At 65.5% G+C, this 12166-nt stretch carries 11 protein-coding genes and 1 pseudogene; 1 reads left to right on the forward strand and 11 read right to left on the reverse strand.

All coding sequences use genetic code 11. The annotated features are described in order from the left end of the window. The 3 genes from F3J20_RS18800 to F3J20_RS18810 form a co-directional block, all read right to left on the reverse strand. On the reverse strand, positions 1–2119 hold a 2119-nt coding region (locus F3J20_RS18800), incomplete at its 3' end, for an FUSC family protein (protein WP_167284178.1). After that, positions 2100–3149, reverse strand: a complete 1050-nt coding sequence (gene mdtN / locus F3J20_RS18805) for a multidrug transporter subunit MdtN (protein WP_167284179.1) — start codon at positions 3147–3149, stop codon at positions 2100–2102. The genes F3J20_RS18800 and mdtN, both read right to left, overlap by 20 nt. Continuing rightward, positions 3146–3457: a hypothetical protein gene (locus tag F3J20_RS18810; protein WP_167284180.1), complete on the reverse strand. Its 312-nt coding sequence runs from the start codon at positions 3455–3457 to the stop codon at positions 3146–3148. Before F3J20_RS18810 ends, mdtN begins: the two co-directional genes overlap by 4 nt. Positions 3458–4178: 721 nt before the next feature. Between F3J20_RS18810 and F3J20_RS18815 the strand changes: the two genes are divergently transcribed. Then, on the forward strand, positions 4179–5039 hold the full coding sequence (locus F3J20_RS18815) for a prohibitin family protein (RefSeq protein WP_167048990.1): 861 nt from the start codon (positions 4179–4181) through the stop codon (positions 5037–5039). A 77-nt stretch (positions 5040–5116) separates the two neighbouring features. Here the strand turns inward: F3J20_RS18815 and F3J20_RS18820 are convergent, their stop codons facing one another. From F3J20_RS18820 to F3J20_RS18850, 8 genes and pseudogenes are all read right to left on the reverse strand, one after another. Next, entirely contained in the window at positions 5117–6076 is a 960-nt protein-coding gene (locus F3J20_RS18820; protein WP_167048988.1) for a dihydrodipicolinate synthase family protein, read from the reverse strand. A 63-nt stretch (positions 6077–6139) separates the two neighbouring features. Continuing rightward, positions 6140–7459, reverse strand: coding sequence for an MFS transporter (locus F3J20_RS18825; RefSeq protein WP_167284181.1), 1320 nt, complete (start codon positions 7457–7459; stop codon positions 6140–6142). 62 nt (positions 7460–7521) lie between these two features. Beyond that, positions 7522–7779: pseudogene (locus tag F3J20_RS32165) on the reverse strand (porin); the annotation flags it as partial. A gap of 166 nt (positions 7780–7945) precedes the next feature. Further along, a complete protein-coding gene (locus F3J20_RS18830; protein ID WP_167284182.1) occupies positions 7946–8533 on the reverse strand; it encodes a thiamine phosphate synthase in 588 nt (195 codons plus the stop codon). A 119-nt stretch (positions 8534–8652) separates the two neighbouring features. Next, on the reverse strand, positions 8653–10197 hold the full coding sequence (locus tag F3J20_RS18835) for a PAS domain-containing methyl-accepting chemotaxis protein (protein ID WP_167284183.1): 1545 nt from the start codon (positions 10195–10197) through the stop codon (positions 8653–8655). Positions 10198–10851: 654 nt separating this feature from the next. After that, positions 10852–11199 carry a DUF4286 family protein gene (locus tag F3J20_RS18840; protein WP_167284184.1) on the reverse strand — a complete coding sequence of 116 codons (348 nt, stop codon included), beginning with the start codon at positions 11197–11199 and terminating at the stop codon, positions 10852–10854. Positions 11200–11273: 74 nt separating this feature from the next. After that, on the reverse strand, positions 11274–11708 hold the full coding sequence (locus tag F3J20_RS18845) for a MaoC/PaaZ C-terminal domain-containing protein (protein ID WP_167048972.1): 435 nt from the start codon (positions 11706–11708) through the stop codon (positions 11274–11276). 20 nt (positions 11709–11728) lie between these two features. After that, positions 11729–12133: a MaoC/PaaZ C-terminal domain-containing protein gene (locus F3J20_RS18850; RefSeq protein ID WP_167048970.1), complete on the reverse strand. Its 405-nt coding sequence runs from the start codon at positions 12131–12133 to the stop codon at positions 11729–11731. Between the last annotated feature and the right edge of the window lie 33 nt (positions 12134–12166).

Here is a 12166-nt window from a genome sequence, read left to right on the forward strand (position 1 = left end):
ACGCGGGGGCGGGGCGGGCGGGTCGGGTCGGGAGCGGGGCGGGCGACGCCTGCGGAGGGGCTTGACGGTCGGCATCGGCGAGAGCGGGGAGCCGTGTATCGATCAGGTGCAGCAGCGCGTCGCGCGCGGGGTCGGGGCGCTCGTCGGCCGACGGCGCGGCCGGCATGCTGGCGGTGCGACGCGCTTCGTGCGAGTCCGACGCGGAGGCTGCGTCGCGCAGTTCGGCCACGCGGGCGAGCCGCGTGCCGATCGCCGCGTCGTCCGGCGCGCGTTCGGCGAGCAGGAACAACGGGCCTTCGAGCGCATCGAGCGCGGCCAGCGCGCGCCGCCGCGCGGCGAGCCACGTCGCGGCCGGCCGTACCCACGACGGTTCGTAGTGGATCAGGCCGAGCTGCTGCGCGATCGCGCCGCGGCGCGCCAACGCATCGGCGGCTTGCACGCGTCGCTCGGCCGGTTGCGCGATTCGCGCGAGACCTCGCCACTGGTCGAGCAGAGCCGCAAGCGCGACGTCGATCTGCTTGCCGATGCTGACGGGCCAGATGCGCGTGAACACGAGATAGACGACGAGATTGCCGAGCAGGATGCCGATCGTGCGGTCGCGCGCGAGCGTCAGGTCGAAACCGGGACCGGCGCCCTGGATCACGCACAGGAAGAACGCGAATGCCACCTGGAAGCCTGCGTAGGCGATGCGCGGCGAGCCGAACGCGACCCATGCGGACAGCGCCGCGCCGACGAACACCAGCGCCATCAGATGGCCGATCGACGAGAGCGACGGCACGACGAACACGATCATCGCCGTGCCGATCAGCGCGCCGACGATACAGCCGGCGATCCGCAGCGTGAGCTTTTCGACCGTTTCGGCGGTCGAGCCGAGCGACACCATGTAGCAGGTGATGACGCAGGTATGAATGCCCTGCCAGTCGAGTTGCGAGTACAGCAGGTAGCAGAACATCGCCGCGGCCGTCGTTTTCAGCGCGTAGCGGATATGGTCGGGATTGCTGCGGGCGTCGGGCAGGAAGAAGCCGCCGCGTGGCGCGGCGGGTTTGGGTTCGGGGCCGGTCGAGGGCGTGGCTGCGGTGGTTGTGGTGGCGGCAGGAGTGGCCGTTGCCGCATCGCCCGATGCGCCGCTCGTTACGCATGGCTGCGCGAAATGCACGATCGCCGCGTACAGGTCCATCGCGGCGATGCGCGCGAGCGGCGGCAGCGTTTCGATGGGCGGTAGCGCGAGCGTCACGTCGACCGGATAGCCGCCCTGTTCGAGAATGCCGGCCATCTCGTCGAGCGTGGCCGCGAGCGGCGCCGCGAATGCGTCGGGCAGCCGCGCATCCGGTTCGCGGTCGGCGAGCGCAAGCGCGACGAGCAGCGCCGTGCTCGACGCGACGGCCTGCCGCAGCGCGGCGACATCGGCGGCGGACGAGGTGCCTTCGAGCTTCGACAGCTTGAGCCATGTGAGCAGTTGTCCGTCGCCTTCGCGCAGGCATGCGTCGAGTCCGGCGCGCGCCTCGCCGTTTGCGTGATCGCCGTTGCGCAGCCGCTGCGCCGCGAGCCGCAGCCGCCGCGCGAGTTGCGCGAGCGCGAGCCGGCGTGGCGACGGCGCGATCAGCAGGCTGACGACAAGCGTGATGCCGACCGGGATCGCCACCATCAGCCAGGCATACAGCAGGCCGCGCGTCGCGGCTTCGCCGAGCGGCGCGAGGCCGAGTTCGTCGAGCCCGAAGCCCGTGATCATCGCGACGGTCGCGCCGACCGGCCGCAGCTTGCTCGCCGACGTCAGGTAGAGCAGGCCGACCGACAGCACCGCCATGCAGGCGACGCGCAGCACCGGATAGTCGATGCTGAAGATCGCCACGCCGAGCACGAGCGCGATCACGAACGTGACCAGCACCAGCATCGCGGCCGCGAGCAGGGCGCTCGTCACGCGGTCGGTCCGGTTCAGGAAGAACACGATGTACACGGAGTTCGCGGCGTTCGGCGTGCTGTAGCCGCTCGTCACGAGCAGGGTCAGCGCGCAGATCAGTGCGACGCGCACGGCGATTGCCGCGCGCCCCGGAAACGGCGCGAGCAGCCGCAGGATTTCGCGCGGACCCGGCGCGCGGACGTCAGCGGCAGGCCGAGCCATGCCGGACCTCGACGATGGCGCTGGCGCCGACGCGCACGAGCTTGCCGTCGGGTTCGTCGAGCTTCACGCGCACCGGGAAGCGCTGCGCGACGTGGACCCAGTTCACCGAGCGCTGCACGATCGGCAGCGTGCGCGGCAGATTGATGCGATCGCTGTCCGCGACGCCCGCGCCGATGCCGACGACCTTGCCGGTCAGCGGGCGCTTGCGGTCGATCATCGAATAGACGGTGGCGCAGTCGCCGACCTCGATCTGCCCGAGCGCGGTCTCGCGGAAATTGCCGACCGCGAACCATTCGCTCGTGTCGATCAGCGTGAAGATCGCCTGGCTCGGTGCGACGGTTTCGCCGGCCAGCACCGTCAGGCCTGTCACGAGCCCGTCATGCGGCGCGCGCACGACGGTATCGTCGAGCGCGTGCCGCGCGCGGGCGAGCGCGGCTTCGCGCGCATGCAGCGTGGCGATCGCGTCGGCGTCGGTGCCGATCGTCTGCGCGGAGGCGCGCTGTTGCTCCTGCGCCTGCGCGAGCGACACGGCCGCGTCGTGTTGCCGGGTCTTCACCTGGTCGAACTGCTGCGCGCTGACGTAGCCCTGTGCGGCGAGCGGGGCGAGCCGCTGCACGTCGCGTGCCGCGAGATCGTAATTCTGCTCCGCGCGCTTGACCTGTTCGGCGGCGACCGCCGCGTTCGAGTGTTCGCCGATCAGCGCGCGGCGCCGCGTGTCGAGCGAGGCGCGCGCGAGTTCGAGGTCGGCTTGCGCCTGTGCGACCGTCAACTGGTACGGCACCGGATCGATTTCATACAGCAGGTCGCCCCTGGCGACGCGCTGGTTCTCGTGTACCGCGAGCTGCACGATGCGGCCGCCGACAGGCGAGGCGACGTGCACCACGTCCGCGTCGATCGAGGCGTCGTCGGTGGAGGGGTAGGCCGTCGCGCGGTAGTACGCATAGGCGAGCGCGGCGATGCCGAGCGCGACGATCGCCAGCGCGATCACGCGGCCTTTCAGGGCGTGGCGGGGGAGTCCGGCGGTCTTCATGCGAACGGCCCCGTGCCGGCGAGCCAGGCGATGACGGCCACCACGAGCCCGATGGCCGAGCAGACGGCGAGCTGGTACGGCACGATGGCGGCCCAGCCCGTCGCGACGAATACGCGATGCGCGACGATCGCGCCGACGATGCCGGCGATCGCGCTCACGAGCCAGAGCGGGAAATAGGCGCCGAATAGCGCATAGGACGGTGCGCCATGCGATGCGCAGCCGGCGAGCGGCAGCGTTGGCGCGACGACGGCCATGAGGGTGGGGGCGGCGCTGACTCGCAGGGGGGCGCGCGGAGAGGTTCTTCTCATGATGTGACGGGCTCGACGAGTGGAAGTCAGTGCCGGGCGCGGCGCCGTGCGGCCCGCCGTGCCGTGATGTCAGCGCCGATGGAAGAGCGCTTCTCTCTTCCTCCCGGCTAACGGTTCGGATTCCAGTATACGGCCTCTGCCTTGCGGAGAAAATGCGCGAGATACGACCGTGCAAACGGGACGAAGCCCATTGCACGATACGTATCCGGTTGCATGATCTTTACGCTGGCACTCTTCTGATAACCAAGGCGAACGAGCCGGCGGAATGGACCATTCGATTCATAAAAAAATATTGCTGTCGGCGCGTTTTTTTTCGATTTTCAGAACCGGTCGCCGCGAGAGGCCGGGCGAGCATGACGCTCATGACAGATCGCCGCCCGAGAGCGGGGCTTCGCGTATGACCTGCCGGTGCGGCGCAGTCTGGACGAACAGTGCGGGCATGCCTACTATGTCGCCTACATTCCATGCGGTAGCGCTGCACGACCTACCTTGATCGATGTCGCGGGACGCGGATGCGCAGGTAAAACGGACATGCAAAACGGACATGCAAAACGCGCGGGCAGGATGCGCAAGCAAAGCGGGTTTCGGGGCGGCCGGCAGTCAGTGCGGCCCGAGTCCGTATCCGCGACGAAGCAGGGATGACCGGAAAGAAACCGGCGAGTGGCATCAGTCCAGCCGCGAGAACTCAGCGTCTCTTATTTTTTTAAACCTGGAGAATGACATGAACATTTTCAAGTCGAGCGGCGCCACGCCGAAAAACGAAAACCCCGCAAAGCCGGGATTGATGCGCGGCATTATTATCGGCGTGGGTGTTCTGGTCGTTCTTGTCGCCGCCTCCTCATTTTCCGCCACGGTGCCCGCCGGCTATGTCGGCGTGAAGACCACGTTCGGTTCTCCGTCGAGCAGCATGTACTCGCCCGGCATTCACTTCCGTATTCCGATCGCGCAGAGCATGAATAACGTCTATGTCGGCGTCAACAAGGCGACATCGGATGTCGCGGGTTCGTCGAAAGACCTGCAGCAGGTCGACATGAAGGTTTCGATCAACTTCAACATCTTGCCGGCATCGGCTACTTCGATCTTCGTGACCTATAGCAGCGATCCGTGGACCACGGTGATGGACCCGGCCGTGCACGACATCGCGAAAGCCGTCACGGCACGCTACGATGCGACCGATCTGATCCAGAAGCGAGACCAGGTCAGCCAGGAGATGCGCGAGGCCTTGCTGAACCGTTTTCAGAACATCGGCGTGAATGTCAGTGCGGTGAACATCGTCGATTTCCAGTTCAGCAAGCAGTTCAACGACGCGATCGAAGCCAAGATCACGGCGCAGCAGAACGCGCAGCGTGTCGAGAACGAAATCGCCCAGACCCGATGGGAAGCCCAGAAGCGCGTGGTGGAAAGCGAAGCGGCGCTACAGGTCGCGGAGAACACGGCGAAGGCCAACGACATTCTCGGCAAGTCGCTCGTGGACAACCCGTCGCTGCTCGAAAAAATGCGCATCGAAAAGTGGGACGGCCACTATCCGTCGACCATGCTCGGCAACTCGATTCCGATGATCAAGATCGGGCAATCGAACTGAGCGTCAGCGGTTTTATCCATACGCCAGTTTCTGGCGTATGGCGCAGCTCATTCTTCAACGCATGCTTTCGCCTCCTGTCAGCGGCCGGCTGCAATGCGCGAACGGAAATGCTCGGTTCCTTCGACGATCTTGTCGAGCACCGCGTCGAGCCCCCAGAAGCGCTCGCGCACGTCGTAGTCGATCACGCGGCAGCGAATCGACTGGAACGTACCGATGCGCTGGTGGTACATCTTGGAGAGCGCGGGATGGCCGAGTGCCTCGGATACCGCCGCGAGCGCGAGAAAGACCGAGAGCTCGCGGGCGAGCGCGGGGTTCTCGTCGGCGCGGTTGCGCAGCCAGTTGTAGAGGTCCGGGTGAAAGTTCGCGAACACACCGTTGAATCCCGCCGATCCGGCTTTCATCGCATCCCAGGCAATCGCGGCATTCGCATTCAGGATCTTCATCGGCGATCCCTTTGCCAGGGCGACGCGGCGCTTCACCGTGTCGAGATCGCAGCTCACGTCCTTTAGCATCACGAAGCGGCCGGTGTCGATGCACAGCCTGAGTTCGTCGTCGGAGAGCAGGCGCCGGTAGGGCGCCGGACATTCGTATAGTCCGAGCGGAATGTCGGAAGGCAGGCGGCTCATCAGCCGGCGCAGATTGGCCGAGAACGCTTCCGTGCCTTCGCGGCGCGGATCGAGGTGGTTCGTCACCAGCACGATGCCGTCGGCGCCGGTGGCCGCGGCGGCATTGAGTTCCTCGGCCTGCGCGTCGGGATCGTCGCTGATGTGGCCCGAGACCACCACCGGCACGCGGCCCGCCACCCGCTCGACGACGAAGCGGCCGAGCGCGGCGCGCTCCGCGAGACTCAGGAACTGCATCTCGCTCGATTGCGCCACGGCGAAGAGCGCGTCTGAGCCGTGGGCGAGATACCACTCGATCAGCCGTTCGAGCCCGGGGTAGTCGATGGCGCCGGTGTCGTCGAAGGGCGTCAGCATGACGGGAACGATACCTTCGATCGATTGCGACGGGCGTGCCGAAGAAGTAGAGAGGGACATGTCGGGGTTGTCCTCGCGAGTAGGGTTGAACGAATTGCCGGAGCGGGTTGAACGGGCCGCTCGTCAGGCGGGCGCGCGTGCCGCGCCGCCCGAAGCCGTTTCACTTTCGATCGGTTTGCGCACGAGGAACAGGTAGCTCATCGCGCCGACGAAGGCGATCGCGGCGCCGGTCAGCAGCGCCGGCACGAACGACCACGCTTGGGCGATATAGCCCGTGAAAATAGGCGCCAGCGCACTGCCGAGAAACGCGCCGAAGTTCTGGATCGCGCCGAGCGAGCCGACCCGGTTCGCGGGCGCGGCGGCGGTCGCGAGCGACCATGAACAGGCGGACGCCGCGTTGGCGAAAAAGATCACGACCGAGATGCAGACAATGGCGAGCGTGTTGCTTTCGACGAGCGCGGCCGGCACGGTGAACGCCACCATGCCGAGCATCGTGATGACGACCGCGTTGCGCCGGCTCGTCACGGGCGAGGTGCTGTTGCGCGTGATGAGGTCGGAGAACCATCCCGCGATGATCGCGCCGAAAAAGCCGCAGAAGAACGGCACGGATGCCGCGATGCCGGTGCGCGTCATGGTCATGTGACGCTCGATCGTCAGATAGCCGGGCAGCCAGGTCAGATAGACCCAGTTCAGATACGCCGAGCCGAAAAAGCCGATCAGCATGCCCCACGTCGTCATGTTCGAGAACAGCGCGCGCCAGTCCGCGAAGCTCAGCATCTCGGCGGGTTTCGTCGCGACGGCGTCGCCCTTCAGGTAGCGCGTTTCTTCCGGCGTCAGCGTCGCCGGGTCCGGGTCGCGATAACTCGCGAGCCAGATCACCGCGACCACGAGCCCGAGCACGCCCGTGAGAATGAACGCCGAGCGCCAGTGAAAGGCCACGACGAGCGGCGACAGGCAGAGCGGTGCGAGCGCCGAGCCGAGCGGCGACGCCGAGTTGTAGATGCCGGTCGGCTTGCCGCGTGCGCGCAGCGGAAACCAGTTGCTGACGACGCGCGCCGCCGACGGATACTGAGGCGACTCGCCGATGCCGAGCACGATGCGCGCGACGACGAACCAGCCGAACGTGGACACGAGACCGCCCGCGATCTGAGCCGCCGACCAGACGATCAGGCCGAGGCCCAGCAGCTTGCGCGGGCCGACGCGATCGACGAGACCGCCGATCGGCAATTGGAAGAGCGCATAGCTCCAGGCGAATGCCGAGAGCAGCACACCCATTTCGCCGAGCGAGAGACCCAGGTCGTTGCGGATCAGCGAATTGGCGACCGCGAGCGTGCCGCGATCGAGATAGTTCACGACGCCGCTCACCATCAGCAGCGTCAGCGCCACGGTCTGGGCGCGGCGCACGCGGCGCGGAGCCTGCTCGGACGCGGGGGTGGGTTCCATGTTGTTGTCTCCGTCTCTGTTTATGGATGGGCTGCGGCGGCGCGCAGCCGGGTCTGCTCAGGTCATTGGAAGCGGTGAACGATGCCGACGCCGATGGCGACCATGCTACGCGACGAAGCCGGCGAGCCGTTCTGGGCGTCGCCGACATCCGCCGTCGCGTTGATGATGGTCTTGCCGCCCGCGTGCTGATACGCTTCCAGAGCATACAGGCCGGTACGCCTGGACAGGACGTAATACTGCGCCAGGTGGAACGGGTTGTCGCTGGCCGCGCTCGTGATGCCGTTCGATGGTGGCGCGCGGGTGTCGCTATAGCCGGCGGCGATCTGGCTCGGTTATCTGCGCGACGATGAGTGGTTGGGGCGTCGAGGCGCGTGCGGCGATGACCGATCGCGCTATAGAGGGATGGCCGTAGCGGGCATTTGTCGGGACTACTGCGCGCCGATCCGGTGCAAACGCAATAGCGAAACCCTCAGCGCGCCAACGACATCAGGCATCACCGCGCCAGCTCGCCGAAATGGCGGCGATTCCCCAGGCCCCTGCTTTTCTCGCTTCGTCCAGCAGGGCTGGGGTCATCCCGCCCAGCGCGAACACGGGGACGCGTGAACCGGCAACGAGTTGGCCGAAATGTTGCCAGCCGAGCGGCGTGGCGTCGGGGTGCGTGCGTGTCGGAAGAACCGGCGAAAGCGTGACGAAATCCGCGCCTATCTTGTTCGCCTGCGCAAGCTGCCCGGCACTATGGCAAGCGGCCGAAACGAGCATGGCATCATGCGCCGGAGGCTCTTTCAGCGACATGAGTGCATGGCTGTTCAGATGCACGCCATCGCAGCCGATCTCCACCGCCATTTCGATAGGACCATTGAGCATCAGCATGGCTCCATGCTGACGGCACAGATCGCGTGTGCGTCGCGCGAGATTCAGGTGATCGTGCTTCTCCAGATGTTTGGCCCGGAGTTGAACGAGCTGGATTCCCGCTTCGAGCGTAGCGGCCAGTTGCCGAAGAAACGTGTCGAAATGCGGCGGGTCAATCGGTTCAGGTGTGATTTGATAAAAGTCGGGAAGGACAGAGGCTTTCATCTTGCCGCGATAGAGAAGGGAGTGGGTGGCTATTGGAGAATAGCACCCGGAGAATAGCACCCAGCATCCCAGCTCATGCACAGTCCTGAGGAATCACCCGCACGCCTCGTCCGGCACCGTCAGCGAAAAACGCTGACCGCTTCGGCAAGGCGCGTCGTCTGCTGCTTCAGGCTTTCCGATGCTGCCGCGCTTTGCTCGACCAGCGCGGCGTTCTGCTGGGTGATGTGGTCGAGGTCGCCGACCGCCTGACTCACCTGCGTAATGCCGCTGCTCTGCTCAAGGGTTGCGGAGCTGATCTCGGCAATCAGATCCGAGACCCGTTTCACCTGAACGACGATCTCGTCCATGGTCTTGCCGGCGTCGTCGACCAGCCGGGAGCCGGACTCGACTTTCTCGACGCTCGCGCTAATCAGGTTTTTGATCTCCTTGGCCGCGCTCGCACTGCGCTGCGCGAGCGCGCGGACCTCGGCCGCGACCACCGCAAACCCGCGTCCCTGCTCGCCGGCACGCGCCGCCTCGACCGCTGCATTGAGCGCCAGGATGTTGGTCTGAAACGCGATGCCGTCGATGACGCCGATGATGTCGGCGATTCTCTTCGAGCTGTCGGTGATCTCGTTCATCGTGGTCACGACTTCCGACACCGCCTGTCCGCCTCTCGCCGCCGCCTCGCTTGCCGAGCCCGAAAGCTGGTTGGCCTGGGTGGCCGTTTCGGCATTGCTCTTTACCGTGGCGGTCATCTGCGTCATCGAGGTTGCCGTTTCCTGCACGTTCGTGGCGGCCTGCTCGGTGCGCGCGCTCAAATCATGGTTGCCCTGCGCGATTTCGTTGCTCGCGGTCTGAACATTGAGAACCTGCCCGCTGACGTCGTCGATCAGCCAGCGAAACATCAGGCCGAGCTGGCCGATCGTGCGCAGCGTCATGCCGATTTCGTCGACGCGGTTCATATGCACGACCGATTGGCTTTCGCCCGAGGCCACGCGCAACGCCTGCTTGCGCATCTGTTCGAGCGGCCGCGAAATCTGCGCTTCCAGGCACCACGAGGCCAACGCCGAGGCGAGCGCGGCGATTCCGGCAAAGGAACCGAGCGCGGCGCCGCTCAGGCCGAGCGCCCAGACTCCGGCGATAAGCAGCGGCACGAGCGCCAGCAGGGTCGAGCGGATGCGCCAGCGCACGGGCATCGTTTGCAGGATCGAAGTCCAGCCCATCAGACCGGTGCGCACGATCAAGCCCTTGTGAAAGCGGCGCTTGCCGGCCTTGCCTTCGCGGAAATCCTTATAGAGCGCTTCGGCGGCTGCAATCTCTTCGCGCGAGGCCTTGGTCCGCACGGACATATAACCCGCCGGCCGGCCGTCTCTCACGACGGGTGTCGCGTTGGCGCGGACCCAGTAATGGTCGCCGTTCTTGCGCCGGTTCTTTACCAAAGCGGTCCAGGGTTCGCCGCTTTTGAGCGTGGCCCACATATCGGCGAAGGCTTCTTTGGGCATGTCCGGATGCCGCACCATGTTGTGCGGCTGACCGTGGATTTCCTCGGGACTGAAGCCGCTGACTTCGACAAAGGCCGCGTTTGCGTAGGTGATGTAGCTCTGCGTGTCCGTGGTCGACATCAGCGTCGCGTTGTCGGGAAACTCGAATTCGTGCTGCGTGACCGGTTGATTATTTCGCATGAATACAAAGCCCTCTGGAATGTTTTATTCGGCACGCAACACGACGCGCGCTACCGATCTTTTGTCCTTGCTTTTGTCCTTGTTAACGGTAGGGTTATCCAAACCTTTAGGCTTTTAGGGCGATAACAAACAGGCCGTGTCGAAGCAGCCCGGTTAAAGCCCTTTTCTTATGAAGAGCCGGTGCGCGGTTACTTGCCCGCTCCCGTAGACGGCACACAGGTCAGCACCAGAGTCCCGCCATGATTTGCAGCGGCGCGGACGATCGCATCGTGATGCTCTCCCGATCCGCAGGACCATGTGGCGCTCAGGTCGGCTTGGCAAAGATGCCGGGCTCGATAGGACGCGGGCGGGGCGATGGGGTATCGGCAAGTGTCGAGGGTATTGCAGCGCCTCGCGAGATCGCGCGTGATGTTGCTCTCGCGGGCACCGCAATTTGCGCCGTAGGTGCCGGATTCTACGCGTATGGATTGAGCCGATGCGACCGTGCTGGTGCCGAGCATGCTCGCGAGCCAGAGGAACGTGCAGATCGCTCGACGCATGATGAATGCCGTATCTCGCGAAAGTGACGCTTCGAGTTTAGTCACCGATTGCCGACTGTGCTCGCGAACAAAAACAAATGCGGAGGGGTGCGGGCTTGCGTTCTGTGCCGCGGCCTTACCTCTGCTGCGAATCGCCTCGCGCCGGCAGAGGCGCCAGCCGCAGGCGCGTGAAATTCCGCACATAGGGCGTGAATTCCCCGAATCCCTTGACGGCGTGAAATTCCGGCGTGTCGTACACCCAGTCGCCGGCAATCGTGTACATCGCCGTATAGACGGGGGAGCCCTCGATCGCGACGAAGCGCTGGGCCGAAAGCCAGCCGGGGCAGCCGAGAATCGCGGGCAGATGCACTTCGTCGTACCAGCGGTTGAACGCATCCGCGTATTCGGGATCGATGTCGACGCGGACGATATGAATGAACGGGCCGTCGCAGCCGGCCGGAATGCTGCCTTCGGGAAATCGCATGGGCGGAATCGGATGAGGGAAGAGGGGGATAAGAGAAGGGACGAACCGGCCTAGGGCACGGGCCGGATGAGCGGTCAGGCGGCAGGCCGCGGCTTTGGAAACTTCAGCGTCGCTTCGGCCTTCAGCACTTCGCGTCCGTCTTCGTTCGTCGCGCTCGCGCGCCAGGCGACCGTGCGGGTGGCTTCGTCCATCGCGTCGATCCAGACGCGGAAGCTCAGCGTATCGCCGTAGCACACCGCGCCGGTGAACCAGAAGCGGTCCTCGATCGACACGCCGAGCGTGCCGACGAGATCCGACGTCAATACGCTGGTGCAGATTCCGGCAACCATGATGCCCGGTGCGAGCCGCTGGCCGAAGCGCGTGCCGGCCGCATAGCCGTCGTCGATATGGATCGGGCCGAAGTCTCCGGTCGCCGCGATATACAGCGTACCGTCCGCTTCCGTGATCGTCTTGTCGACTCTGACTTCGTCGCCGACGTGCAGGCTGTCGAACGTTTTCACTTCATACATGATCGGCTCCCGTCACGTAGTCAGCGCACCGCCGGCACGAGCGTCGCGCGGCCGGCGATCACGGAGCCGCCGTTATCCGCCGCGCAGGACACCTCGCAGACGATGCTGTGTTCCGTCGCCTCGATCACGCGCGCCGAGGCCGCGATCGTGGTGCCGACCGTCACGGGCGCGGCAAAGTCCAGTGCCAGCGCGCCGATCCGCCAGCCGGCGCCGCCGATGCGGTTCAGGCAGGTCGTCGCGAGCGACGCGAGTGCCAGCTCGAAGCACAGCGGCGCAGCGAAGCCGGCCGCGCGCGCGGCACGCGCGTCGACATGCAGCGTCGCGAGATTACCGCTGATGCCGGTAAACAGCGCCTGTTCGGCGACGCTCATGGTTTTGCGAAAGCTCGTTTCGGTGCCGGTACTGACCGGCGCTGGGGTCGTCATGGTGGGTGTCCGTTCGAAAAGAGAGTGAGGGTG

Source organism: Paraburkholderia sp. Cy-641, assembly GCF_011752945.1.
Classification (GTDB): domain Bacteria; phylum Pseudomonadota; class Gammaproteobacteria; order Burkholderiales; family Burkholderiaceae; genus Paraburkholderia.

Excerpts from the sequence above, each read along its gene's own strand:
- mdtN (WP_167284179.1), bottom strand. The coding sequence starts at position 3,149 with ATGAAGACCGCCGGACTCCCCCGCCACGCCCTGAAAGGCCGCGTGATC.
- F3J20_RS18810 (WP_167284180.1), bottom strand. The coding sequence starts at position 3,457 with ATGAGAAGAACCTCTCCGCGCGCCCCCCTGCGAGTCAGCGCCGCCCCC.
- F3J20_RS18815 (WP_167048990.1), top strand. The coding sequence starts at position 4,179 with ATGAACATTTTCAAGTCGAGCGGCGCCACGCCGAAAAACGAAAACCCC.
- F3J20_RS18820 (WP_167048988.1), bottom strand. The coding sequence starts at position 6,076 with ATGTCCCTCTCTACTTCTTCGGCACGCCCGTCGCAATCGATCGAAGGT.
- F3J20_RS18825 (WP_167284181.1), bottom strand. The coding sequence starts at position 7,459 with ATGGAACCCACCCCCGCGTCCGAGCAGGCTCCGCGCCGCGTGCGCCGC.
- F3J20_RS18830 (WP_167284182.1), bottom strand. The coding sequence starts at position 8,533 with ATGAAAGCCTCTGTCCTTCCCGACTTTTATCAAATCACACCTGAACCG.
- F3J20_RS18835 (WP_167284183.1), bottom strand. The coding sequence starts at position 10,197 with ATGCGAAATAATCAACCGGTCACGCAGCACGAATTCGAGTTTCCCGAC.
- F3J20_RS18840 (WP_167284184.1), bottom strand. The coding sequence starts at position 11,199 with ATGCGATTTCCCGAAGGCAGCATTCCGGCCGGCTGCGACGGCCCGTTC.
- F3J20_RS18845 (WP_167048972.1), bottom strand. The coding sequence starts at position 11,708 with ATGTATGAAGTGAAAACGTTCGACAGCCTGCACGTCGGCGACGAAGTC.
- F3J20_RS18850 (WP_167048970.1), bottom strand. The coding sequence starts at position 12,133 with ATGACGACCCCAGCGCCGGTCAGTACCGGCACCGAAACGAGCTTTCGC.